Raw genomic sequence first — 21,627 nt, forward strand, 5'->3', positions numbered from 1 at the left:
GGATCAGCGGGAGGCCGCGTGGGCGCGCAGCATGTTGCGGGCGATCACGATCTGCTGGATCTGCGAAGTACCCTCGTAGATCCGGAACAGCCGGACGTCGCGATAGAATCGCTCGACCGCGTATTCGTTGATATAGCCGGCGCCGCCATGGATCTGCACCGCCCGGTCCGCCACCCGGCCGACCATTTCCGAGGCGTAGTACTTCGCGCAGGCGGCGACCATGGCGGTGTTCTCGCCGGCATCGAACTTGGCGGCCGCGTCCTTCACCATCGCCTCGGCCGCATAGGCCTCGGTCTTACTGTCGGCCAGCATCGCCTGGATGAGCTGGAAGTCGGAGAGCGGCTGGCCGAACTGCTTGCGCTCGGTGGCGTAGTTCAGGCACTCCGTGATCAGCCGGTCGGCCATGCCGATGCAGACCGAGGACAGGTGCAGACGGCCGCGGTCCAGCACCTTCATCGCCGTCTTAAAGCCCTGACCCTCAACGCCGCCGATGATGGCGTCGGCCGGGACCCTCACATCCTCGAAGATCACGTCGGCCACGTGGGTGCCCTGCTGGCCCATCTTCTTGTACGGCTTGCCGGTGGAGATGCCCGGCGACTTGGCGTCGACCAGGAAGGCGGAGATGCCGCCCGCGCCCTTGTTGTCGGGGTCGGTGCGGGCCATCACCGTGAACACGCCCGCCTTGGTCGAGTTAGTGATGTAGCGCTTGGTGCCGTTCAGGATGTAGCCGTTGCCGTCCTTCTTCGCGGAGGTCCGCACCGAGGCGGCGTCGGAGCCGCTGTCGGGCTCGGTCAGACAGAACGAGCCGACCAGCTCACCGGTGGCCAGACGCGGCAGATAGTCCCGCTTCTGCTCCTCGGTGCCGTCCATCACGATGGCCTGGCTGCCGATGCCGACATTGGTGCCGATCAGCGAGCGGAAGCAGGGTGCCGTGTGACCCAGCTCATAGCCGATCACCACCTCCTCCGACATGGACAGGCCGAGTCCGCCGTATTCCTCGGGGATCGACAGGCCGTAGAGGCCCATCTCGGCCATCTCCTGGGAGACCTCCTCGGGGATCGCGTCCTCCCGGCTGACCTGTTCCTCCAACGGGATCAGGCGTTCGGTCACATAGCGGCGGACGGTGTCCACGAACTGGTTGAGCGTCTCCTGGTCGAGCGCCACGGCTTCCTCCAATAATCGTCATGCCTGATCGGCACGGTTGCTTTTGCGTCATCCAAAATCGTGGGCGGGACTATAGGTTCCGCGTCCGCGGTCGTCCACGCAGCTTGCCGAGTTTGTATACACCGGCTAAACCGCTGCAAATCGAACGAAGCGAGGAAACACCCGACCATGCGCGATCTGCACCTTCCCGGACGTTCCCCGGTGTATGCCCCCAATGCCGCCATCGCCACGTCCCACCCGTTGGCAAGCCAGGTCGGCCTCGACGTTCTCAAATCCGGCGGCACCGCCGTGGACGCGGCCATCGCCGCCTGCGCCGTGCTCTGCGTGGTCGAGCCGCACATGACCGGAATCGGCGGCGACTGCTTCGCCCTGATCGCGCCGAAGGGCAGCGGCGACATCGTCGCCATGAACGGTTCCGGCCGCGCGCCGGGCAAGGCCGAGCTGTCCTGGTTCCAGGAAAAGGGCATCACCGAACTTGGCGCCTCCAACGACCCGCACACGGTCACCGTCCCCGGCGCCATCGGTGCCTGGACCGCCCTGCTGGAGCGGTTCGGCACCAAGTCCCTGGGCGAGCTGCTGCAGCCGGCGATCAAGTACGCCGAAGAAGGCTACCCGGTCAGTTCCCGCGTCGGCAGCGACTGGCAGGACGCGGTGGAGAAGCTGTCGAAGAACGCCGCGGCCAAGGCCGCCATGCTGCCCGGCGGCAAGGCGCCGGCCATCGGCACCCGCCACAGCCAGCCGAAGCTGGCCGCCACCTTCAAGGTCCTCGCCGAGAAGGGCCGCGACGGCTTCTATACCGGCGCTGTGGCCGAGGACATGGTCGCCAGCCTGAACAAGCTGGGCGGTCTGCACAGCCTGGAGGATTTCGCCAACGCCGCCCCGGAATGGGTCGAGCCGATCAAGGCCAAATTCGCCGGTCATGACGTCTTCGAGTGCCCGCCGAACGGCCAGGGCGTGTGCGCGCTGATGATCCTGTCGATCCTCGACCGCCACGACGTCGCCAGCCTGAGCCAGGCCGACCGGGTCCACCTGATCGCCGAGGCCACCAAGCTCGCCTACGCCCAGCGCGACCGCTACGTGGCCGATCCGCGCCAGGTCGACGTGCCGGTGGACTGGCTGCTGTCCGACGCCCACATCTCCGCGCTGGACGCGATGATCGACCCGAACAAGGCCGGCGCGTTCGAGCCGAGCGACTTCCCGGTGCATAAGGACACGATCTACCTGTCCTGCGTCGACAAGGACGGCACCGCGATCAGCTTCATCAACTCGATTTTCTCCGATTTCGGAAGCTGCATCATGAGCGAGAACACGGGCGTCATGCTGCACAACCGCGGCAAGTCGTTCCATCTCGTGGAGGGCCACCCGAACGCCATCGCGCCGAACAAGCGGCCGATGCACACGATCATCCCGGGCATGCTGGTCAAGGACGGCCGCGCCGTCGCCCCGTTCGGCGTCATGGGCGGCCAGTACCAGTCGACCGGCCACGCCACCTTCCTGTCCAACCTGCTGATGCGCGGCATGGACCCGCAGGAGGCCCTGGACGACAGCCGCAGCTTCGCCACCGAGGGCACCCTGCAAGTGGAGAGCACCTTCGCGCCGGAGACCTATGCGGCGCTGGAGAAGAAGGGCCACAGCCTGACCCGCATGCCGAAGCCGATCGGCGGCGGCCAGGCTGTGCTGATCGACGAGAAGAACGGCGTCCTCGTCGCCGGCTCCGATCCCCGCAAGGACGGCTGCGCGCTGGGGTACTGATCCCTCGGGGGCAGATAAACGAAGAACACCTCCCGGCCCCGTGCCGGGACCCACGGATCGGTTGCTCGGTCGCAGTTAAAGGAGCGTCCGGCATCCGATCCGCGGAGGGGTAGGCCCCGGACTAGATCCGGGGAGTGAGCGTATTCAGAGGGGGGAGCCTGCCATGGCCCATAAGATCGCGATCATCGGCCTCGGCATCATGGGCCGGCGGCTGCTCGGCCGTATCCTGGAGCACGCCGCTTTCGAGCCGGTCGCCCTGTGGGATCCGTCCGAGGCCGCCTGCAAGAAGGCCGCCGAGGAAGCCCCCGGCGTGCCGATCGTCGATAGTGCTGCGGCCGCCATCGCCGCCGCCGACGTGGTCTACCTCGCCTGCCCGCCGGTACCGCGCAAGGCCTATGCCCTGGAGGCCGCCGCTTGCGGCAAGGCGGTGTTCCTGGAGAAGCCGCTCGGCGTCGATATCGAGGAGAGCCGCGATCTGGTGGAGAAGCTGAAGGCGTCCGGCGTGCCCGCCGCCGTCAACTTCACCCAGGCCGCCGGCAAGGCGCTGGCCACCGTGCAGGAGGCCGTCGCCTCCGGTGCCACCGGCGCGCTCAGCAACATCAACATCATCGTCACCTACCCGGCCTGGCCGCGCGCCTGGCAGGTCGATGCCGACTGGCTGCGCTTCAAGGACGAGGGCGGCTACACCCGCGAGGTGATCTCCCATTTCGTCTTCCTGTCGGAGCGCATCCTGGGCCGCACCAAGCTGGTCTGGGCGAAGCCGTCCTACCCGTCCGATCCGGCCCTGTGCGAGACCCAGGTGCTCGCCCGGCTGGAGAACGAGGCCGGCGTGCCGGTGTCCATCCTCGGCTCGGTCGGCGGCGTGCAGCCGGACCGCCAGGAAGTCTATCTGAACTTCGAGAAGACCGGCTTCCTGGTCGCCGAGTTCTACCGGCTGTTCCAGTCCGACGGTGGCGCGTGGAAGGAAATCCTCGACCCGCCGGCCGACCCGCGCAAGATCAGCCTCGGCGCCCAGCTCAGTGCGCTTGACGACCTGCTCAGCGGCCGCCCGTCGAAGCTCGCCACGCTGGACGACGCGTTCAGCGTGCAGCAGAAGATCGAGGGGATCCTGGCGGGGACGTGAGGGTCGTCGCCGGAGCGTTTGCCGCCGTGTGAGTAACGGTCCCGGTCCTGCCCCGGATCAAGTCCGGGTCAGACCGGGATGACGGATTTGGTCGTGTAAATTTCATCGTCATCCCGGCTTGCCGCCGGACGTGATCCGGGGCAAGGCCGGGACCCGGACACGGTGTGCCCCCTCACCCCGCCAGCCGATCCGGCATGACGAATCCCGCCCGGGCACGGTCGCTGCCGAGGCGTTCGTCGCTGTAGTACCGGCCCAGCGCCGCCGTCACCCCCGCCATCACATCCGGGTTGCGCGCCTGGAAATCCTCCCAGCTCTCCGCGTCCGGTCCGTCGGCGATCCGCTCGTTGATGACCATGAGGAAGGCGTAGGTGATCGTCTCGTGGAACAGGCCGGGCTTGCCCACATGGCCGGCGAAGGCCCGCAGGCTCGACGCATACCGGGTCATGGCGTCCGGAAGGGACATCCGCGTCAGATAGATCCAGGCGAGCCGCACATGCCCGGCATGACGGAACTCGGACGGCGGCAGGGTCAGCGCCTCGAAGGCGGCGGCGAAATCGTTGTGGGTCACCTCACGCCTCCGTCAGCTTATGACTGTCGGCCGCGGTCAGGTCGAGGCCGTAGACCTCGCGGAGTTGGGCGGCCCGCTTCAGGGTCTCCTCGCCGAACGGCTGCTTGCCCTCGAAGGCGTGAAGCATGACCCCCTCGATCAGGTCGCCGAGGCTCATGTCGTGCAGTTCGGCCACGCCCTTCATGACCTTCAGCAGCCGGCGTTCGATCCGCACGCCGGTCTGCACACGGTCGATGGGTTTGGAGGTCGGCATGGATCGCTCTCGATTTGTTATCTTGGTACATTGATAACATATTCGTTAGCCGAGGCAAGCGGCTGGATCCTGATTTGCATCAGGATGACGGAGGGAGGGATCAAAAGGGCAGCCGTCATCCTGACGAAAGTCAGGACCAAGCAACGAACCCAGCCGTCAGGACGGATCGACCGGTCGCCAGCCGTGCAGCACCTGCCGCCGTGGAATGGAGAGCGCGAAGTAGTTGCCGCCGGCCGCTCCCGGCTGGTCGAGCGCGCGGGAGATCGGCTCCCCCGAATAATGCGCCAGGGCCAGGGCGCCGACCGCCCCATGGCTGACCACGGCCGCATCCCCGGCGGCTTCCGCCATCAACGCCTCCAGGGCGGCGACGATCCGGGCCTGTTCGTCCACCGCCCGGGCCCAGCCGCGGACGCTCTGCGTGGGATCTGCGAAGAAGGCATCGGCGGCCGTCTGGAACGCGTCCGGGGGAAGATAGCCGGTCGCCGAACGGTCGTTCTCGCCCAGATCCGCGCGGGCGACCGGAGCCAGTCCCGTCAACCCGGCCAGCACCGCCGCGCCGTCCAGCGCCTTACGCTCGGTGCTGCTGTAGAGGGCGGTCAGCCGCCACAGCCAGGCCGATGCGGCGAGTGCGGCCATACGCTTGCGGCCCCGCTCCGTCAGCGGCCAGTCGGTGATCGCCACCGACGGGTCGATCACCACGTCGGCGTGGGTGATGAAGTAGAGGGTCGGTTCCGCCGTCACTCGGCGGCGGCGGCGGTCCCGCCGGCGGTCAGTCCGCCCAAACGTCCGGCGGCGGCGGCGGCCTCGTCGATCAGTCGGTCCATGATCGCCTCCACCGGCTCGATCCGGTCGGCGAAGACGCAGGCCTGGCCCATGGACAGGATGCCCTTCTCCGGGTCGCCCTCGGTATAGGCCTGCTTCTGGGCGAGCCCCATCACATAGGGGCGGTAGGCCTCGAAATCGGTCACGCCCTGGCGCTCCAGCTCGGCGATGGCGCGGGTGGTGGCGTTGTCGATGCCGCGGAAGGTGTTGCGCATGGAGGCGAGCACCAGGGTGGTGTCCGTCTCCTGGGCGTCGACCACCCGCTGCTTGATGGCGTCGTGGCTCCAGATCTCGCTGGCCACCAGGAAGCGGGTGCCGATCAGCGCCGCCTCCGCGCCCATGGCTAGCACGGCCGCGACCTGCGCCCCGGTGCCGATCCCGCCGCCGATCAGGACCGGTTTGTCGACCCGCTGCACCGCCAGCGGCGCCTGGACGATGGAGCCGACCAGGTTCAGCCCCGGATGGCCCCCGCACTCGGCCCCGACCACGGCGATCGCGTCGACCGGCAGCTTGGAGGCGGCGGAGACCGCATGCTTCACCGTGGCGACCTTGTGGAACACCACGCCGCCGGCATCCTTGATCCGCTCCACGAAATCGAGCGGCGGCAGCCCCGCCGTCTCGAAATGGCGCACGCCCTTGTCCAGTGCGACCTCCAACTGGGCCGGCAGGTCCTTGTTGTGGTCGGTATGGACCGAGAGGTAGAGGTTCACGCCGAACGGCTTGCCGCCGGTGAGCCGCTTGGCCTTGTCCAACTCGGCCTCGAACTCGCCGGGGCCGGGGAAGGTCTTGGCGGTGATGAAGCCCATGCCGCCGGCATTGACCACCGCCGCCACATAGGCCGCATCCGACAGCCACATCAGGCCGCCGGCGACGATCGGATGGTCGATGCCGAACAGCTCGGTGATGCGGGTCTTGAAACGCTGCGGTCGCATGGCTGCCGCTCCCTATTCCGGCGTGATCAGCGGGGCACGATCAGGGCATCGAGCGCCACGCATCCCTCGCCCTTTGGTAGCACCCGCACCGGGTTCAGGTCGACGCTTTCGATCCGCGCGCCCTCGCTGGCGGCGAAGACCGAGACCTTGGCCAGAAGCTCGGCGAGCGCGTCCACATCGGCCGGCGGCGCGCCTCGCACCCCGCCATAGATCTTCGCGCCCTTGAGCTCCGCGATCATGCGCTTGGCCTCCTCCACGCCGAATGGCGCCAGACGGAAGGACACGTCCTCCAGCACCTCCACCAGGATGCCGCCGAGGCCGACCATGACCACCGGTCCGAAGGTCGGATCGTTCTGCACGCCGATCACCGTCTCGACACCCTCCGGTGCCATGGCGGCGACCAGAACGCCATCGATCTTCGCCTTTGGCGCCGCCTGGGCGACCCGCGTGACCAGACCGTCATAGGCGGCGGCTGCGTTGCTCTGGGTGACCCCGACGATCACCCCACCGACCTCGGTCTTGTGCAGGATGTCGGCCGAGGCGATCTTCAGCACCGCCTTGCCGCCGAGCGCCTTCACCGCCTCTTCCGCCTCGTGGGCGCTGGTGGCCAGCCGGCGCGGGACGAACGGCACGCCCCAGCTTTCCAGCAGGTCGGAAGCCTCGTGCTCGCCCAACTGCCGGGCCGGGACCGCCTGCGCGCCCGACGGGGCCGCCGGAGGGGCCGCTTCTTGGGGGCGGGCGAAGAACCGGCCGAAGCGGCTGATCACCGCCGCCGCGGCGACCGCCCGGGTCGGGTCCTCGAAGACCGGATAGCCGCCCTCCTCGTAGTGTCGCACGATCTCCGGCGGCGCGATGAGGGACAGGATGATCGACTTGTCGGGGAACCGTTCCCGCGTTTCCTGCAAGGTCTTGATCAGGTCGTCGGCGATGTAGCGCGAGGCGGCGATCATGGTGAAGAACGCGACCACCACGTCGTAGCCGCCCTCGTCCAGCATCATCCGCATGTTGGTGGTGATCAGCGACAGGTCGTTGAACGCCTGGGCGGTGATGTCGACCGGGTTGCGGACAGCGGCGAAGGGCAGCAGTTCCTTCAGCGCCTTCTGGGTGTCGGCCGGCATCTCCTTCACGTCGAGGCCGTAGTCGATGGCCGCATCCGCCATCTGCACGCCGACGCCGCCGGAGATGGTCATCAGGCCAACGGCGTTGCCGTTGGGATAGGCGCCGCGCGAGCAGATATAGGCGGCATCCAGCATCTGGTCGGTGGTGTCGACCCGCATCACCCCGTACTGGGCGAACAGCGCGTCGTAGACCCGGTCGGACCCGGCCAGCGCCGCGGTATGGGAGGCCGCAGCGGCGGCCCCGATTTCGGAGCGGCCGACCTTCTGGAAGATCACCGGCTTGCCGGCCTTCGCCGCCGACTCCAAAGCTGCGCGGGTGGCGTCGCCGTCGCGGATGCCCTCGGCATAGGCGACGATGGCCTTGGTCTCCTCGTCGGCCGCCAGATAGGCGATGGCGTCGGCCACATCCACATCGGCCTCGTTGCCGGTGGTGATCCAGATCCCGGTCTCCACCCCTTTCTGGCGCATCAGGTGGAAGACGTGGCTGCCATAGGCGCCGGACTGGCTGGCGATCGACACCGGCCCCGGTTTCGGCAGCAGGTGGTCGACGGAGGAGGAGAAGGTGGCGAGCCAGTTGCAGCGGGCGTTGAAGATGCCCAGGCAGTTCGGCCCGAGCACCCGGATGCCGCCGGCCCGCGCCACCGAGCGCACCCGGTCCTGGAGCTTTGCGCCCTCCTCCCCCATCTCGGCGAAGCCGGAGGAGAAGACGACCGCGCCCTTGCAGCCCTTGTCGGCCAGCGCTTCCAGGGTGTCGGCCACCATCGGCGCCGGCACCGCGACGATCGCGGCGTCCGGGGTGCCGGGCAGAGCGGCGACGTCGGTATAGGCCTGCAGGCCCTGCACGGTGTCGCGTTTCGGGTTCACAGGCCAGATCGGGCCTGAGAAACCGCCCCGGATCATGTAGCCCAACGGCCGCCCGCCGATCCGCTTGGGATCGTCGGACGCGCCGATGACGGCGATGGATCGCGGCGCGATGAGCGGCGTCAGCGTGCTGACGTCGGGTCTGTCCTTGGTCATGCGGATGCCTGCGATCAGACGGTGGCGATGGCGTTGGCCGGCGAACCGACCGCGCCGGGCAGGTTCAGCGGCGGGGCCGTGAGCAGGAAGCGGCTGCGCCCGTTCTCGTGCAGCCAGTTCGCCAGCTCCGTCAGGTACCAGATCTCGCCCAGGTGCACGCCGAGCTTGAACAGGCAGAGCTGGTGCAGCGGCAGCATCTCCCGCTTCGCCCCGCCGGCCGGATCGACCGATCCGACCTGCTCGACCGCGTAGTTGTCGGCGATGAGCACCGACAGCCCGCTGTCGCGCACCCAGTTCTGCAGCTCCGGGTCGCTACCGTCGAGCGCGGCGCAGGCGCCGTGCAGCACGTCAGGGTCGGGCTTGCCCGCCATGTCGACCAGCTTCTGGGAGAAGCCGGTGTGCAGGCAGACCATGTCGCCTTCTTCCACGACCACGCCGTCGGCATCCATGATCTTCTTCAGGGTCTTGAAGTCGACCACGGTGCGGCCGTCGCCGAGATGGCGGTACAGATCGATCATCACGCCGCGGCCCTGCACGCATGCCTTGGCCATGTTCTCGATGCCCAGGGCCTTGGCCCGCACGCCCTCGAAGCGCATCAGCGGGTCGGCCTTGTCGTTCGGGTCGCCGGCGAGCTTGTGCTCGAGCCCGCTCCAGCCGTTGTAATAGACGACCTCCGGCACGCCGTCCCCGTTGGCATCGAACATGGACCCCACATGGGTCAAGCTGTCCCACTGGGAGGAGTACTGCAGGCAGATCAGGGCGGCGTCGTCGCAGACCACGTCGGTCAGCTCCGGGTTCACCTGCTCCATGGCGAAGTTGTAGTTCGCCAGGTTGTTGCGCTCGGTGGCGAAGAGGCGCGGCGGAAACCGGCGCGGGTTCAGGTCGCGGCCACCGGGGAGGTCCATCGGCAGGGCGAGGCAGAACCGCTCTCCGGTCTTCACTTCCTTCACCGCCTCGACCACCCGCTCGGGGGTCAGGAGGTTGAGCCTGCCGCGCTGATCGTCCGGGCCGAAATCGCCCCAATTCGAGCCCTCAGGCCGGTTCACCCACCGTCCCGCCATCGCTTCCTCCATCCCGGATATGCCGCCTCTTGGCCGGGCGGCGCTTGTTTGGTCGGACGGCGATTGTCGCGGGTGGCGCGGGCCGGCGCAAGACCACACCCGCCAAGCCCTCTACCGCAGCGGCCGGCCGCGTGATAGCGAAGCGCCGCAACCCGAGGTCAAGATGTCCGCACCCGTCGCCGCCGCCCCACAGCCCGCGCAGGAATCGCTGGCGCTGGCCATCGCCTGCATGGTCACGGCCCAGATCGTGTTCACCGCCATGGACACCATGGTGAAGCTGCTGTCCGACGATTTCGGCGCGGCGCAGATCGTCTGGGGCTTCTTCGCCGCCTTCGCCGTGACGACGACGGTGGATGCCGCCCGCAACGGCACGCTGCGCAGCGTCCTGCGGACCCGGCGGCCGGTGCTGCATGTCACCCGCGCCCTGCTGCTGCCGGTCAATATGGCGGCCATGGTGCTGGCTCTGAACCTGCTGCCGATCGCCACGGTAACGACGGTGGTCTGCACCTTCCCGCTGATCGTCACCGCCCTGTCGGTGCCGATCCTGGGCGAGCATGTGGGGCCGCGCCGCTGGACGGCGGTCGGCATCGGCTTCGTCGGGGTGCTGATCGTGGTGCGGCCGGGCACCGACGTGTTCGACCCGGCCGCCTTCGTGGCGCTGTTCGCCGGTGCGGTCTATGCGCTGTACCTGGTCCTGACCCGGCTGCTCAGCCGGACCGACCGAAACGACGGGATCGCGCTGACCACCGCCTGGATCGGGTTAGCCGTCTTCTCCATCGCCCTGCCCTTCGACTGGCGCACGCCCACCCTGGAACAGGGCGTGCTGCTGGTTCTGGTGGCCGCGGTCGGAACCATCGGACATTCGCTGATCATCGTCGCCTTCTCCCGCGCCCCGGCCAGCACGCTGCAGCCTTTCACCTATCTGCAGGTGGTCTGGGCGACGATCGCCGGGCTGGTGGTGTTCGGCCACCTGCCGGACGAGATCACCCTGGCCGGCGCTGCGGTCATCGTGGCCAGCGGCCTGTATGCCTGGTGGCGCGAGCGTCAGGTGAAGGCATCGTGAGCCGGGTTCCCATGTCTACCGCCGCGCGGGGCATCCTGCTCATCCTGCTGGCCAATTTCGGCTTCGCCGGGATGGACGCGGTGTCGAAGACACTGACCATGGAGTATTCCGTGGCGCAGATCCTCTGGGTCCGCTTCGGCTTCTTCGCCGCCTTCGCCACCTTCCTCGCCTGGCGGCGCGGCGGCGGGATCATGCCTCACTTCCGCACGAGCCGGCCGGTGTTCCAGACCGCCCGCGCCCTGCTGCTGGTGGCGGAGATCGGCTGCTTCATTCTCGGCTTCCGCTATCTGCAGCTTGCCGAATCCCACTCCATCGGCGCCGTCTTCCCACTGGTGATCACCGCGCTGTCGGCGCTGTTTCTGGGCGAGCAGGTCGGCCTGCGGCGCTGGACCGCCGTCGGCATCGGCTTCATCGGGATGCTGGTCATCCTGCGGCCCGGCCTGGCCGTGTTCGAACTGGCCGCCCTGCTGCCGCTGGCGGGCGCCATCATGTTCGCTGTCTATCAGGTGATGACCAAGCTGCTCTCGCGCACGGACGGGATGGTCACGATCCTGCTCTACACCGGCTGGGTCGGCTTCCTCGCCATGAGCCTGTTCGGTCCGTTCGACTGGAAATGGCCGGACGCGGAGGGCTGGGCGCTGCTGGTGCTGGCGGGACTGCTCGGGTCGATCGGCCACGCCACGGTGATCAAGGCGCTCGAAGTCGCCCCCGCCAGCGTGCTTCAACCGTTCAACTATACCTTGCTGGTCTGGGCGACCGCGATCGGATTCATCGTGTTCGACGACCTGCCGGACCTGTGGACCGTGATCGGCGCCGGCATCATCGTCGCCAGCGGGCTCTATGTGTGGTGGCGCGAGCGGGTGCGCGCCGTAGCGGCCAAGAAACCGCTCTAGAACAACGCGTTCGCCAGCGCCCCACCGGCCAGGAACATCATGAAGCCGAGGATCGGCCGGTAAAAGTACCGGTACGAGACCTGCACGAGCGCCGGCGCCTTGTGCAGATCCCCTCGGGACGGCACCAGCCCGTACCCACTGAATATCAGGTAGAGGTTCGATACCAGAACCATGAACCCGCCCGAGAACACGTATATTCCGAACATTATCTTAAATACGCTGGAATTTAAAACGACATACAAGAAATCGACGTCAACCATCCCGCCTCGAAAGCACACGGCACCGAGCAAAAAGCAGACAATTGTAATCAATTTGTTTTGAGACATCCGCGGATGCTTCTGATAACCCCGCATGATACACCACCCATCAAGTACATCATCCTGCTATCAATCTAAAGTAGATGACTAATTCTTAGCAAACTCTTAATGACGTTTGTGCGTCGACGGGATACCTGCGTCAAATCCAGGGTTTGCGCGCAGGCCCGCCAATGGGCTTAAATCCGAGCGATCACAGGGATGGAGCCGGCCCGGCGCCGGGTTCCCAGACCGACCAAAAAATCATCTCAGCAAGAAGCCCCAAGGGAGCGAGACGACGATGCGTAGCTACCAACTGGTCCAGCCCGGCAAACCGTTCGAGGAAGTCGAGCGCGAGGATCCCACGCCGACCGGGACCGAGGTGCTGGTCCGCGTGACCCATGCCGGCGTGTGCCATTCGGACATCCACATCTCCGACGGCTATTTCGACCTGGGCGGCGGCAAGAAGCTCGACATCATCGCCCGCGGCCAGCGCCTGCCGGTGACCCTCGGCCACGAGATCCTTGGCGAGGTCATCGCCGCCGGTCCCGACGCCAAGGACGCGCTGATCGGCAAGACCATGCTGGTCCACCCCTGGCTCGGCTGCGGCGAGTGCTCGGCCTGCAAGGCGGAGCAGGAGAACCACTGCCCGACCATGCGTTCCATCGGCATCTTCCGCGACGGCGGCTACGCCACCCACTGCCTGGTGCCGCATCCGAAGTATCTGGTCGATATCGGCGATGTCGATCCGACCGTCGCCACCCCCTATTCCTGCTCCGGCGTGACCGTCTATTCGGCGCTGAAGAAGGCGATGCCGGTGCTCGACACCGAATGGCTGGCGATCTTCGGCGCCGGCGGCCTGGGTCTGTCGGCCGTCGCCATCGCCAAGGGCATGGGCGTGAAGAACGTCATCTCGGTCGATATCGACGATGAGAAGCTGGAAGCCGCCAAGAAGACCGGCGCCGATGCGGTGCTGAACTCCAAGACCGCCGAGAACGCCATCGCCGAGCTGCAGAAGATCGCCGGCGGCGAGCTGCGGGCGGTGGTCGACACGGTCGGCGGCGAGGCCACCTCCAGCGTCGGCATCGGCGCGGTGCGCAAGGGCGGGCGCTACGTCATCGTCGGCCTGTATGGCGGCGAGATGACAGTGTCCCTGCCGACCCTCCCGATGCGGGCGCTGTCGATCATGGGCTCCTATGTGGGCTCGCTGGGCGAGCTGAAGGAGTTGATGGAGCTGGTGAAGACCGGCAAGGTCAAGCCGATCCCGATGGAGACCCGGCCGCTGGAAACCGCCTACGACACCCTGCAGGACCTCAAGGCCGGCCGCATCACCGGCCGCGTGGTGCTGACGAGCTGACGGCTCGGGGCGCCGGGGCATACCAGTCCTGGCGCCCCACGCTCTCTCACACTCCGTCATCCCGAACTCGTTTCGGGACCTTACGACCGACGGCCAAGATGAGGTCCCGAAACAAGTTCGGGATGACAATGATGGGGTGTTTCGCGGCCCTATCGCACCATCACAACAAGAACAGCGTCGCCAGCCCGAGGAACGCGAAGAACCCGACCACATCGGTCACGGTGGTCAGGAACACGCCGCTCGCCACCGCAGGGTCGATGTTGAAGCGCTGCAGGCCCAGCGGAATCAGCGTCCCCGCCAGCCCGGCCACAACCAGGTTCAGCACCATCGCCACGGCGATGATCCAGGCGATCTCAAAATCGCCGAACCAGGCGATCGACGCGCCCGCCACCAGGACCGCAAACGCGATCCCGTTCAGCGACCCGACCACCGTCTCCTTCAAGATGAACTTCATGGCGTTGCGGGTGTCGATGTCGCGCATGGCGAGCGCGCGCACCGCGACCGTCAGGGTCTGGGTGCCGGCATTGCCTCCCATGGAGGCGACGATCGGCATCAGCACCGCCAGCGCCACCACCTTCTCGATGGTCGCCTCGAACATCCCGATCACCAGGGAGGCGGCGATGGCGGTCAGCAGGTTCATCACCAGCCAGGGGAACCGGGTCTTGGTGGTGTCCCACAGGGAGCCGTAGAGGTCGCTCTCGCCCAGACCGGCGAGGCGCATCAGATCCTCCTCCGCCTCTTCGTCGATGACGTCCACCACGTCGTCGACCGTGATCACGCCGAGCAGCCGCTCGTCCTCGCTCACCACCGGGGCGGCGACCAGACCGTATTGCCGGAACAGCAGCGCCACCTCTTCCTGGTCCATCTCTGCGCGGATCTTGCGGAAATCCTTGCGCATGATGTCGGATACCCGCACCGGCCGCTTGGAGCGCAGCAGATGCGACAGGGCCAGTTCGCCGACCGGCCGGTGGCCGGGGTCGACCACGAAGATGTCGTAGAAATCGTCGGGCAGGTCGCGGACGGTCCGCAGGAAATCGATGGTCTGGCCCACCGTCCAGTGGGACGGCACCACGACCATCTCGCGCTGCATCAGACGGCCGGCGGAATCCTCCGGGAAGTTCAGGCCTTCCTCCAGGAAGATCCGGTCCTTCGCCGGCAGGGCGGCGAGGATACGGGCCTGGTCCTCCTCCTCCAGCTCGCCGAACAGATCGACGGCATCGTCGGAATCCAGCGCCGACAGGAACCGGGTCAGATCCTCCTCGCCCAGGGTGGCGACCAGCTCGTCGCGCACCGTGACATCCAGATAGGCGAGAATATCGGCGTCGAAGGTCGCGCCCATCGCGGCGATCAGCGTCAGCCGCTGCTCCGGGGTCAGCCGCTCGATCAGGTCGGCCTGGTCGGCCGGGTGAAGCGGGCGCAGCAGACGCGGAATGATCGGCAGGCGCTCCTGGTCGAGCGCCCGGATGACGGCGGCCTCAAGCCGCGGGGTGAGGCCGTAGAGAGGCTCGTCCGGCACGCTCTCGCGAGTCTCGGCGATCTCCGCTTCAAGCGCCCGGATCTTGGCCTTCAGTTCCCGCTTCTTGACCTTCGGTTTTCTCTTGGTGCCATGCTGCTCCCCAATCTTCGCTTCGGGCGCGTCAGTCTCGTCCGGACGATCGTCTGGGGTCATGCATCACCGCGTTTCAGCGGGCCGGCTTGCGGCGCGCCACTTCATGGGCCTGGGCGTCGACGACGGCGACGGCGGTCATGTTGATGATGCCACGCACAGTCACCGACTGGGTAAGGATATGCATCGGCTTCGCGCTTCCGACCAGCATCGGGCCCACCGAAAGTCCCTGCCCCGTCGATTTGAGCAGATTAAACGCCACGTTCGCTGAGTCTAACGTCGGCATGACCAAAAGGTTCGCCGCGCCCTGCAGACGGGAGTTCGGAAAGGTCCGGTTCCGCACTACTTCGGAGATGGCGCTGTCGGCGTGCATTTCGCCCTCGACCTCGAGCCCTGGATGCTTCGCCGCCAGCTTGGCGACGGCCTCGCGCATCTTTAGCGCCGACGCCTCGTCGGAGGATCCGAAATGCGAGTGGGAGACAAACGCCACCTTCGGCTCCAGACCGAACGCCTTCACCTCGATCGCCGCCAGTTCCACCATCTCCACCAGCGCGTCGGCGCTGGGATCCGGGGTCACATGGGTGTCGACCATGAAGTAGGAGCCCTGGGGCAGGATCAGCAGGCTGACCGCGGACAGTTCCTTCACCCCGCGCCGCGGTCCGATGACCTGACGCACATGCTTCAGGTGGTCCCAGTAGCGCCCCACCGTGCCGCAGATCGCCGCGTCGGCATCGCCGAGCTGCATCATCAGGGCGGCGATCACCGTGTCGTTGGTGCGCACCACCTCGCGAGCGCGGTCGGGCGACACGCCGCGGCGCTCCAGGAGGCCGTGATAGGTGCGCCAGTACAGCTCGTATCGGTCGTCATTGTTGGGATCGACCACCTCCACGTCGCGACCGACCTTGAGGCGCAGGCCGAACCGGTCGAGGCGCCGCTCGATCACGTCCGGTCGGCCGATCAGGATCGGCTTGGCCAGCTTCTCGTCCAGCACCGACTGGACCGCCCGCAGCACCCGTTCCTCTTCGCCCTCGGCGAAGACGACCCGCTTCGGCTCCTCGCGCGCCTTGAAGAAGATCGGCCGCATCACCTGGCCGGAGCGGTAGACGAACTGCGACAGCTTCTGGCGGTAGGCGTCGAAATCCTCGATCGGCCGGACGGCCACGCCGCTGTCCATCGCCGCCTGGGCGACGCGGGGGGCGATCTCCATGATCAGGCGCGGGTCGAACGGCTTCGGGATCAGGTATTCCGGCCCGAAGGAGAGCTCCTGGCCGCTATAGGCGGTGGCGACGATGTCGGAGGCCTCCTGCATCGCCAGGTCGGCGATGGCCGTCACCGCGGCGATCTTCATCTCCTCGTTGATCGTCGTCGCGCCTACGTCGAGTGCGCCGCGGAAGATGAAGGGGAAGCACAGGACGTTGTTCACCTGGTTCGGATAGTCCGAGCGGCCGGTGGCGATGATCGCGTCGTCGCGCACCGCCTTGGCCTCCTCCGGCATGATCTCCGGCGTCGGATTGGCCAGCGCCATGATGATCGGCTTGGCCGCCATCGTCCTGACCATCTCCGGCTTCAGCACGCCGGGGGCCGAAAGCCCGAGGAAGATGTCCGCCCCGTCCACCGCCTCGGCCAGGGTCCGCATCGGCGTGTCGGTCGCATAGCGGGCGATCACCGGGTTCATCTGGTTGCGGCCGGTATAGACCACCCCGTCGATGTCGGTGAGGATCACGTTCTCGATCTTCAGCCCCATCGCCACCAGCAGGTCGACGCAGGCCATCGCCGCCGCGCCCGCGCCCGAGGTGACGAGCCGGACCGTCTCCAGCGGCTTCTCAACGAGACGCAGCGCGTTGAAGATCGCCGCGGCGACGCAGATCGCAGTGCCGTGCTGGTCGTCGTGGAAGACCGGGATGTTCATGCGCTGGCGCAGCTTGCGTTCGATCTCGAAGCATTCCGGCGCCTTGATGTCTTCCAGATTGATGCCGCCGAAGGTCGGCTCCATCGCCGCGACCACGTCGACGAAACGGTCGACATCCAGCTCCGCCACCTCGATGTCGAAGACGTCGATATCGGCGAATTTCTTGAACAGGGCGGCCTTGCCCTCCATCACCGGCTTGGAGGCGAGCGGGCCGATATTGCCGAGACCGAGCACGGCGGTGCCGTTGGTCACCACCCCGACCAGATTCTGGCGGCCGGTATAGCGGGCGGCGGTGCTGGGATCCTCGACGATGGCCATGCAGGCATAGGCGACGCCGGGGGAATAGGCGAGCGAGAGATCGCGCTGCGTCGCCATGGGCTTGGTCGGCACCACGGCCATTTTCCCGGGCACCGGCGTCTCGTGATAGTAAAGCGCCGCTTCTTTCAGATCTTCCGCCATTCCCAGCTCCAGCAGGCCCGTATGTCGGCGCCGACCTTACACGGCGGACCGGGCGCGCCCAAGAGCCAGTGCGCGACCAAGCACGGACCATTTGGCGCGCATCGACGTACCATCCCCTCAGGGGGAGGTCATCGCACTCTATCGGATGTCTGGGAGAGAGATGTGGTGCGGTCGAGAAGACTCGAACTTCCACCCGTGTTACCGGACAGCGACCTCAACGCTGCGCGTCTACCAATTCCGCCACGACCGCACTATCTTGGCTGCAAGCTCCCGGCCCGCAGCGAGGGTGAGGGATTAGCAAAAGCCGCCCGCCCAATCAAGCTGAGATCGCGGGTTCTAGCACGGAACCGGAAACGGACACCGATATATGTCACTCGCCACCCTCTCCGATCAGGCCGGCAGCGTGTTTCAGAGCAGCGTGGACTGGCGCCATGACGACGCGCTGGTGCCCTACGAGGCCGCCGTCGCCGAGATGGAGCGGCTGGCTGGCGCGATTCATCTGGGCGAGGCGCCGGAGACCGTCTGGCTGCTGGAGCATCCGCCGCTCTACACGGCGGGCACAAGTGCCGAGACCGCCGACCTGCTGGAGCCGGACCGCTTCCCGGTCCACCGCACCGGGCGCGGCGGCGAGTTCACCTATCACGGGCCGGGCCAGCGGGTGGCCTATGTCATGCTCGACCTGAAGCGCCGCCGCCAGGACGTGCGCGCCTATGTGCATGCGCTGGAGGAATGGCTGATCCGGGCGCTCGACCGGCTCGGCGTCGAGGGCGAGCGGCGCGACGGCCGGGTCGGCATCTGGGTGCGCCGCACCGACCGGGGCGAGCCCCTGCGCGAGGACAAGGTGGCCGCCATCGGCGTCCGGGTGCGCCGCTGGGTGACCTTCCACGGCATCGCGCTGAACGTGGAGCCGGACCTGTCCCATTTCGACGGCATCGTGCCCTGCGGCATCGCCGGCCACGGGGTGACCAGCCTGGTGGATCTCGGCGTGCTCGTCGGCATGACCGAGGTCGACGCGGCGCTCAAAGGCGCGTTCGAGGAGGTGTTCGGCGAGGGCGGGGAGATGGCGCTGCGGGGGTGAGGTGAGCCGGGGTGAGGCGAGCCCGGGGGGTGAGGTGAGGCGGCGGGTGCTGTGCCCTCCGACCAACTACCCTTTCGTCATCCCGAACTTGTTTCGGGACCTCCAGACGGATCGGTGGATAAGGTCCCGAATCAAGTTCGGGATGACGAATAGAAAAGGGCTAACAGCAAACTTCCCCCGTCACAGTCAGGATCTGCGGTGTACCGGCGCCGGGGGCTTGGTCCTGACTTTCGTCAGGACGACGGTCGGGGGAGCACCGATCACCCTCACCCGTCATCCTGATGCCAATCAGGATCTGCGGTCCACCGACGCCGGGGGCTTGGTCCTGACTTTCGTCACGACGACGGTTCGGGAGCACCGATCACCCCGCCCGTCATCCTGATGCACATCAGGATCTGCGGTGCACCGGCGACAGGCGCTTGGCCCTGATTTTCGTCAGGACGACGGTTGGCCGAGCACCGATCACCCTCACCCGTCATCCTGATGACAATCAGGATCTGCGGCGCACCGGCGACAGGGGCTTGGCCCTGACTTTCGTCAGGACGACGGCGAGGCCCGAAGCGCCGGCGGGACCGGGCCGCCCGTCGCCCAGTCGAGGAGCTGCACCGTGTGCACCACCGGGATCGACGTGCCGCCGCCGATCTGGGTCATGCAGCCGATATTGCCGGTCGCGATCACGTCCGGCCGGGTGCTCTCGATATTCGCCACCTTGCGGTCGCGCAGCGTCCGCGCGATCTGCGGCTGCATCATGTTGTAGGTGCCGGCCGACCCGCAGCACAGATGCCCCTCCGGGACGGCCTTCACCGCGAAGCCCGCCTTGGTCAGCAGCTCCGCCGGCAGGGTCTTGATCTTCTGGCCGTGCTGCATCGAACAGGCGGAGTGATACGCCACCGTCAGGCCCGAGTCCGCGCCCGCCGGCAGGCCCAGCTCCGCCAAATACTCCGTCACGTCGCGGGTCATCGCCGAGACCGCCGCCGCCTTGTCGGCATAGGCCGCATCCTCGCGTAGCATGAAGCCGTAATCCTTCACCGTGGTGCCGCAGCCGGATGCGTTGATCACCACCGCGTCCAGCCCCTCCCCGCCGCCCTCTGCCGTCTCTGCCCACCAGGCGTCCACATTGGCCTTCACGCTGGCATGGGCCTCGTCCTCGCGGCCCATATGGTGGGTGAGCGAGCCGCAGCAGCCGGCACTCGGCGGCACCACCACCTCCACCCCGTGACGGGTGAGCAGGCGGATGGTGGCGTCGTTGATCTCCGGCTCCAGCACCCGCTGTGCGCAGCCGAGCAGCAGGGCGACCCGGCCCCGCTTCTCGCCCTGGGCCGGATACACACCCGGCCTGTCCATGGAGGAGCGCGGCGGGATCGCCTTGGGCGCCAGCTCCAGCATCGCCCGCAGCCGCCCGCCGAACAGGTTGCCGGCCAGCGGCGCGAACGGCCGGGCGAACCAGGCGCCGGCCAGGGCCAGGCGGAACCGGTTCGGATAGGGGATCAGATTGGCCAGCAGCGAGCGCATCCAGCGGTCCAGCGGCGCGCGGGTATAGGTGCGCTCGATATGGGTGCGGGCGTGGTCGACCAGGTGCATGTAGTGCACGCCGGAGGGACAGGTGGTCATGCAGGACAGGCAGGAGAGGCACCGGTCGATATGCTTGACCTCCTCCTCCCCGGCCGGCCGGTCGTTCTCCAGCATGTCCTTGATCAGGTAGATCCGGCCGCGCGGGCTATCGAGCTCGTCGCCCAGCAGGACATAGGTCGGACAGGTCGCCGTGCAGAACCCGCAATGGACGCATTTACGCAGGATCTCGTTGGCGACCGAGATCTCCGGATCGGCAAGCTGGGCCAGGGTGAAGTTGGTCTGCATTTGTCCCTATACCCCCGCCGTCATGCGGCCCGGATTGAGCACGGCTTTCGGATCGAAACTCTCCTTCACCCGCTTCGACAGGGCCGCCAGTGGGGCCGGCTGCGGGTGGAAGCTGGCCACCGAGGCCCTGACCTCCGGGGCGGCCCGGATCAGGGTCGCGTGGCCGCCCATCGCGTCCACCGCCCCGCGCACCACATCCGCCTGGGCGTCGCCCCGCGGCGGCACGGCGAGCCAGATCAGGCCGCCGGCCCAGTCGTAGAAATACGCGCACTCCGCCACCAGCGGCCGGATCGCCGCCACCACGCGCGGGCCCGCCATCGGGGCGACAGAGAGCTTCCACACCGCCCGCTCCCGCGGTTCCGCCAGCGGCCGGGCGTCGCGCAAGTCGCGCCACAGGGCGTGGGACGCCTCGCCCTCGAGCGCGGTGATCTCGACACCGAAGCGGGCCAGTTCGTCCGTCAGCGCCGCCACTCGGGCGACCACGGACGGCGCGAAGCCTTCCACCCGCAGCGCGGTCGCCACGCCGCTCACCCCGCCGGCAGCAATCCCGTCCGGCAGGTGCGCGGCCGAGGACACGTCATGGGCCGAGCCCATGGCCGCACTCATGGCGGTCACCGCCGTCAGCTCGTCCAGCCCGTGCAGCAGCAGGGTGGTTTCGGTCTCCGGCATGGGCAGGACCTTGAAGGTCAGGTCGGTGAGTGCGGCCAGCGTGCCCCAGGAGCCGCAGACCAGCTTGGACAGGTCGTAGCCGGTGACGTTCTTCACCACCCGTCCGCCGGATTTCACGATCTCGCCCCGGCCGGTGACGGCGGTGAAGCCCAGCAGGTGGTCGCGCGCCGCCCCGTCCTTGATCCGGCGCGGGCCGGCCAGGTTGCAGGCGAAGACCCCGGCGATGGACTGCCGCCCCTCGCCGCCGCCGAGCAGCACGCCCAGATCCATCGGCTCGAAAGCCAGGCGCTGGTTGTGGGCGGTCAGGGTTTCCTCGATCTCGGCCAGCGGCGTGCCGGGCCCGGCCTGGCAGATCAGCTCCTCCGCCTCGTACAGCCCGATGCCGCTGAGGCCGGACAGGTCGAGGGTGTTGGCGATCTGCATCGGCCGGCCGATCGTGCGCTTGGTGGCTCGGGCGACGATCTCCAGCGGGCTCTCCTCGGAGACCGCCCAGGCGATCGCCTCGCGCACCTGCTTCGGCGTGTCGGGCTTGAAGGTGTCAGGCATCGGCACGCTCCGGCGCGGGCGGTAACGTCATGGGTCCTGGACAGCCCCCGGGCTGCGGCCGACGGCTTCCAGGAAGTCGGGTAGAGA

The 21,627-nt window shown here is 67.5% G+C and carries 18 protein-coding genes and 1 tRNA gene; 6 read left to right on the plus strand and 13 right to left on the minus strand.

From position 1 onward, the window contains the following. Positions 1–3: 3 nt before the first annotated feature. Complete coding sequence (locus T8K17_RS23715) at positions 4–1,164, minus strand: acyl-CoA dehydrogenase family protein (protein ID WP_322332190.1); 1,161 nt, start codon at positions 1,162–1,164, stop codon at positions 4–6. Positions 1,165–1,332: 168 nt separating this feature from the next. Between T8K17_RS23715 and ggt the strand changes: the two genes are divergently transcribed. Together ggt and T8K17_RS23725 are read left to right on the plus strand one after the other, a co-directional pair. Further along, on the plus strand, positions 1,333–2,916 hold the full coding sequence (gene ggt / locus T8K17_RS23720; RefSeq protein ID WP_322332191.1) for a gamma-glutamyltransferase: 1,584 nt from the start codon (positions 1,333–1,335) through the stop codon (positions 2,914–2,916). Positions 2,917–3,079: 163 nt separating this feature from the next. Next, a complete protein-coding gene (locus tag T8K17_RS23725) occupies positions 3,080–4,039 on the plus strand; it encodes a Gfo/Idh/MocA family protein (protein ID WP_322332192.1) in 960 nt (319 codons plus the stop codon). 172 nt (positions 4,040–4,211) lie between these two features. Here the strand turns inward: T8K17_RS23725 and T8K17_RS23730 are convergent, their stop codons facing one another. From T8K17_RS23730 to T8K17_RS23755, 6 genes are all read right to left on the minus strand, one after another. After that, on the minus strand, positions 4,212–4,607 hold the full coding sequence (locus T8K17_RS23730) for a hypothetical protein (RefSeq protein ID WP_322332193.1): 396 nt from the start codon (positions 4,605–4,607) through the stop codon (positions 4,212–4,214). Position 4,608: 1 nt separating this feature from the next. Further along, the gene (locus tag T8K17_RS23735) at positions 4,609–4,860 is read right to left on the minus strand and encodes a hypothetical protein (protein ID WP_322332194.1); all 252 of its coding nucleotides are present in this window, start codon (positions 4,858–4,860) and stop codon (positions 4,609–4,611) included. Between the two features lie 156 nt (positions 4,861–5,016). Then, entirely contained in the window at positions 5,017–5,601 is a 585-nt protein-coding gene (locus T8K17_RS23740; RefSeq protein WP_322332195.1) for a histidine phosphatase family protein, read from the minus strand. Further along, positions 5,598–6,614 carry a nitronate monooxygenase gene (locus T8K17_RS23745; protein WP_322332196.1) on the minus strand — a complete coding sequence of 339 codons (1,017 nt, stop codon included), beginning with the start codon at positions 6,612–6,614 and terminating at the stop codon, positions 5,598–5,600. The genes T8K17_RS23740 and T8K17_RS23745 overlap by 4 nt, the downstream gene beginning before the upstream one ends. Positions 6,615–6,640: 26 nt before the next feature. Then, on the minus strand, positions 6,641–8,749 hold the full coding sequence (locus T8K17_RS23750) for an acetate--CoA ligase family protein (RefSeq protein ID WP_322332197.1): 2,109 nt from the start codon (positions 8,747–8,749) through the stop codon (positions 6,641–6,643). Positions 8,750–8,763: 14 nt separating this feature from the next. Next, positions 8,764–9,810, minus strand: a complete 1,047-nt coding sequence (locus tag T8K17_RS23755) for a cyclase family protein (protein ID WP_322332198.1) — start codon at positions 9,808–9,810, stop codon at positions 8,764–8,766. Positions 9,811–9,973: 163 nt separating this feature from the next. Here T8K17_RS23755 and T8K17_RS23760 point away from each other — a divergent pair, with 163 nt between their 5' ends. Beyond that, the gene (locus T8K17_RS23760) at positions 9,974–10,873 is read left to right on the plus strand and encodes a DMT family transporter (protein WP_322332199.1); all 900 of its coding nucleotides are present in this window, start codon (positions 9,974–9,976) and stop codon (positions 10,871–10,873) included. Positions 10,874–10,884: 11 nt separating this feature from the next. Continuing rightward, positions 10,885–11,766, plus strand: a complete 882-nt coding sequence (locus tag T8K17_RS23765; protein WP_322332200.1) for a DMT family transporter — start codon at positions 10,885–10,887, stop codon at positions 11,764–11,766. Here the strand turns inward: T8K17_RS23765 and T8K17_RS23770 are convergent. Continuing rightward, on the minus strand, positions 11,763–11,939 hold the full coding sequence (locus T8K17_RS23770; RefSeq protein ID WP_322332201.1) for a hypothetical protein: 177 nt from the start codon (positions 11,937–11,939) through the stop codon (positions 11,763–11,765). The two genes, T8K17_RS23765 and T8K17_RS23770, sit on opposite strands and share 4 nt — an antisense overlap. Before the next feature lie 421 nt (positions 11,940–12,360). On the opposite strand from T8K17_RS23770, the gene T8K17_RS23775 reads away from it, so the two are divergent. Further along, positions 12,361–13,416, plus strand: a complete 1,056-nt coding sequence (locus tag T8K17_RS23775) for an alcohol dehydrogenase (RefSeq protein WP_322332202.1) — start codon at positions 12,361–12,363, stop codon at positions 13,414–13,416. Positions 13,417–13,576: 160 nt separating this feature from the next. Here T8K17_RS23775 and mgtE read toward each other — a convergent pair whose 3' ends face one another. The 3 genes from mgtE to T8K17_RS23790 form a co-directional block, all read right to left on the minus strand. After that, positions 13,577–15,085: a magnesium transporter gene (gene mgtE / locus T8K17_RS23780; RefSeq protein WP_322332203.1), complete on the minus strand. Its 1,509-nt coding sequence runs from the start codon at positions 15,083–15,085 to the stop codon at positions 13,577–13,579. Between the two features lie 13 nt (positions 15,086–15,098). Then, complete coding sequence (locus T8K17_RS23785; protein WP_322332204.1) at positions 15,099–17,390, minus strand: NADP-dependent malic enzyme; 2,292 nt, start codon at positions 17,388–17,390, stop codon at positions 15,099–15,101. 163 nt (positions 17,391–17,553) lie between these two features. Continuing rightward, positions 17,554–17,640: transfer RNA gene (locus T8K17_RS23790), tRNA-Leu, on the minus strand. A gap of 117 nt (positions 17,641–17,757) precedes the next feature. On the opposite strand from T8K17_RS23790, the gene lipB reads away from it, so the two are divergent. Continuing rightward, positions 17,758–18,468 carry a lipoyl(octanoyl) transferase LipB gene (gene lipB / locus T8K17_RS23795; protein ID WP_322332205.1) on the plus strand — a complete coding sequence of 237 codons (711 nt, stop codon included), beginning with the start codon at positions 17,758–17,760 and terminating at the stop codon, positions 18,466–18,468. A 537-nt stretch (positions 18,469–19,005) separates the two neighbouring features. Here lipB and glcF read toward each other — a convergent pair. Together glcF and T8K17_RS23805 are read right to left on the minus strand one after the other, a co-directional pair. Then, the gene (gene glcF, locus T8K17_RS23800; RefSeq protein ID WP_322332206.1) at positions 19,006–20,325 is read right to left on the minus strand and encodes a glycolate oxidase subunit GlcF; all 1,320 of its coding nucleotides are present in this window, start codon (positions 20,323–20,325) and stop codon (positions 19,006–19,008) included. A gap of 6 nt (positions 20,326–20,331) precedes the next feature. Beyond that, positions 20,332–21,540 (minus strand): FAD-binding protein, encoded by a 1,209-nt coding sequence (locus tag T8K17_RS23805; RefSeq protein WP_322332207.1) that lies wholly within the window; start codon positions 21,538–21,540, stop codon positions 20,332–20,334. Positions 21,541–21,627: the final 87 nt, after the last annotated feature.

Origin of the sequence: Thalassobaculum sp. OXR-137, from assembly GCF_034377285.1 — a bacterium.
Taxonomy (GTDB): domain Bacteria; phylum Pseudomonadota; class Alphaproteobacteria; order Thalassobaculales; family Thalassobaculaceae; genus Thalassobaculum.

Excerpts from the sequence above, each read along its gene's own strand:
- T8K17_RS23765 (WP_322332200.1), top strand. The coding sequence starts at position 10,885 with ATGTCTACCGCCGCGCGGGGCATCCTGCTCATCCTGCTGGCCAATTTC.
- T8K17_RS23755 (WP_322332198.1), bottom strand. The coding sequence starts at position 9,810 with ATGGCGGGACGGTGGGTGAACCGGCCTGAGGGCTCGAATTGGGGCGAT.
- T8K17_RS23785 (WP_322332204.1), bottom strand. The coding sequence starts at position 17,390 with ATGGCGGAAGATCTGAAAGAAGCGGCGCTTTACTATCACGAGACGCCG.
- T8K17_RS23770 (WP_322332201.1), bottom strand. The coding sequence starts at position 11,939 with ATGGTTCTGGTATCGAACCTCTACCTGATATTCAGTGGGTACGGGCTG.
- T8K17_RS23805 (WP_322332207.1), bottom strand. The coding sequence starts at position 21,540 with ATGCCTGACACCTTCAAGCCCGACACGCCGAAGCAGGTGCGCGAGGCG.
- T8K17_RS23745 (WP_322332196.1), bottom strand. The coding sequence starts at position 6,614 with ATGCGACCGCAGCGTTTCAAGACCCGCATCACCGAGCTGTTCGGCATC.
- glcF (WP_322332206.1), bottom strand. The coding sequence starts at position 20,325 with ATGCAGACCAACTTCACCCTGGCCCAGCTTGCCGATCCGGAGATCTCG.
- lipB (WP_322332205.1), top strand. The coding sequence starts at position 17,758 with ATGTCACTCGCCACCCTCTCCGATCAGGCCGGCAGCGTGTTTCAGAGC.
- mgtE (WP_322332203.1), bottom strand. The coding sequence starts at position 15,085 with ATGACCCCAGACGATCGTCCGGACGAGACTGACGCGCCCGAAGCGAAG.
- T8K17_RS23725 (WP_322332192.1), top strand. The coding sequence starts at position 3,080 with ATGGCCCATAAGATCGCGATCATCGGCCTCGGCATCATGGGCCGGCGG.
- T8K17_RS23735 (WP_322332194.1), bottom strand. The coding sequence starts at position 4,860 with ATGCCGACCTCCAAACCCATCGACCGTGTGCAGACCGGCGTGCGGATC.
- T8K17_RS23775 (WP_322332202.1), top strand. The coding sequence starts at position 12,361 with ATGCGTAGCTACCAACTGGTCCAGCCCGGCAAACCGTTCGAGGAAGTC.
- ggt (WP_322332191.1), top strand. The coding sequence starts at position 1,333 with ATGCGCGATCTGCACCTTCCCGGACGTTCCCCGGTGTATGCCCCCAAT.
- T8K17_RS23760 (WP_322332199.1), top strand. The coding sequence starts at position 9,974 with ATGTCCGCACCCGTCGCCGCCGCCCCACAGCCCGCGCAGGAATCGCTG.
- T8K17_RS23750 (WP_322332197.1), bottom strand. The coding sequence starts at position 8,749 with ATGACCAAGGACAGACCCGACGTCAGCACGCTGACGCCGCTCATCGCG.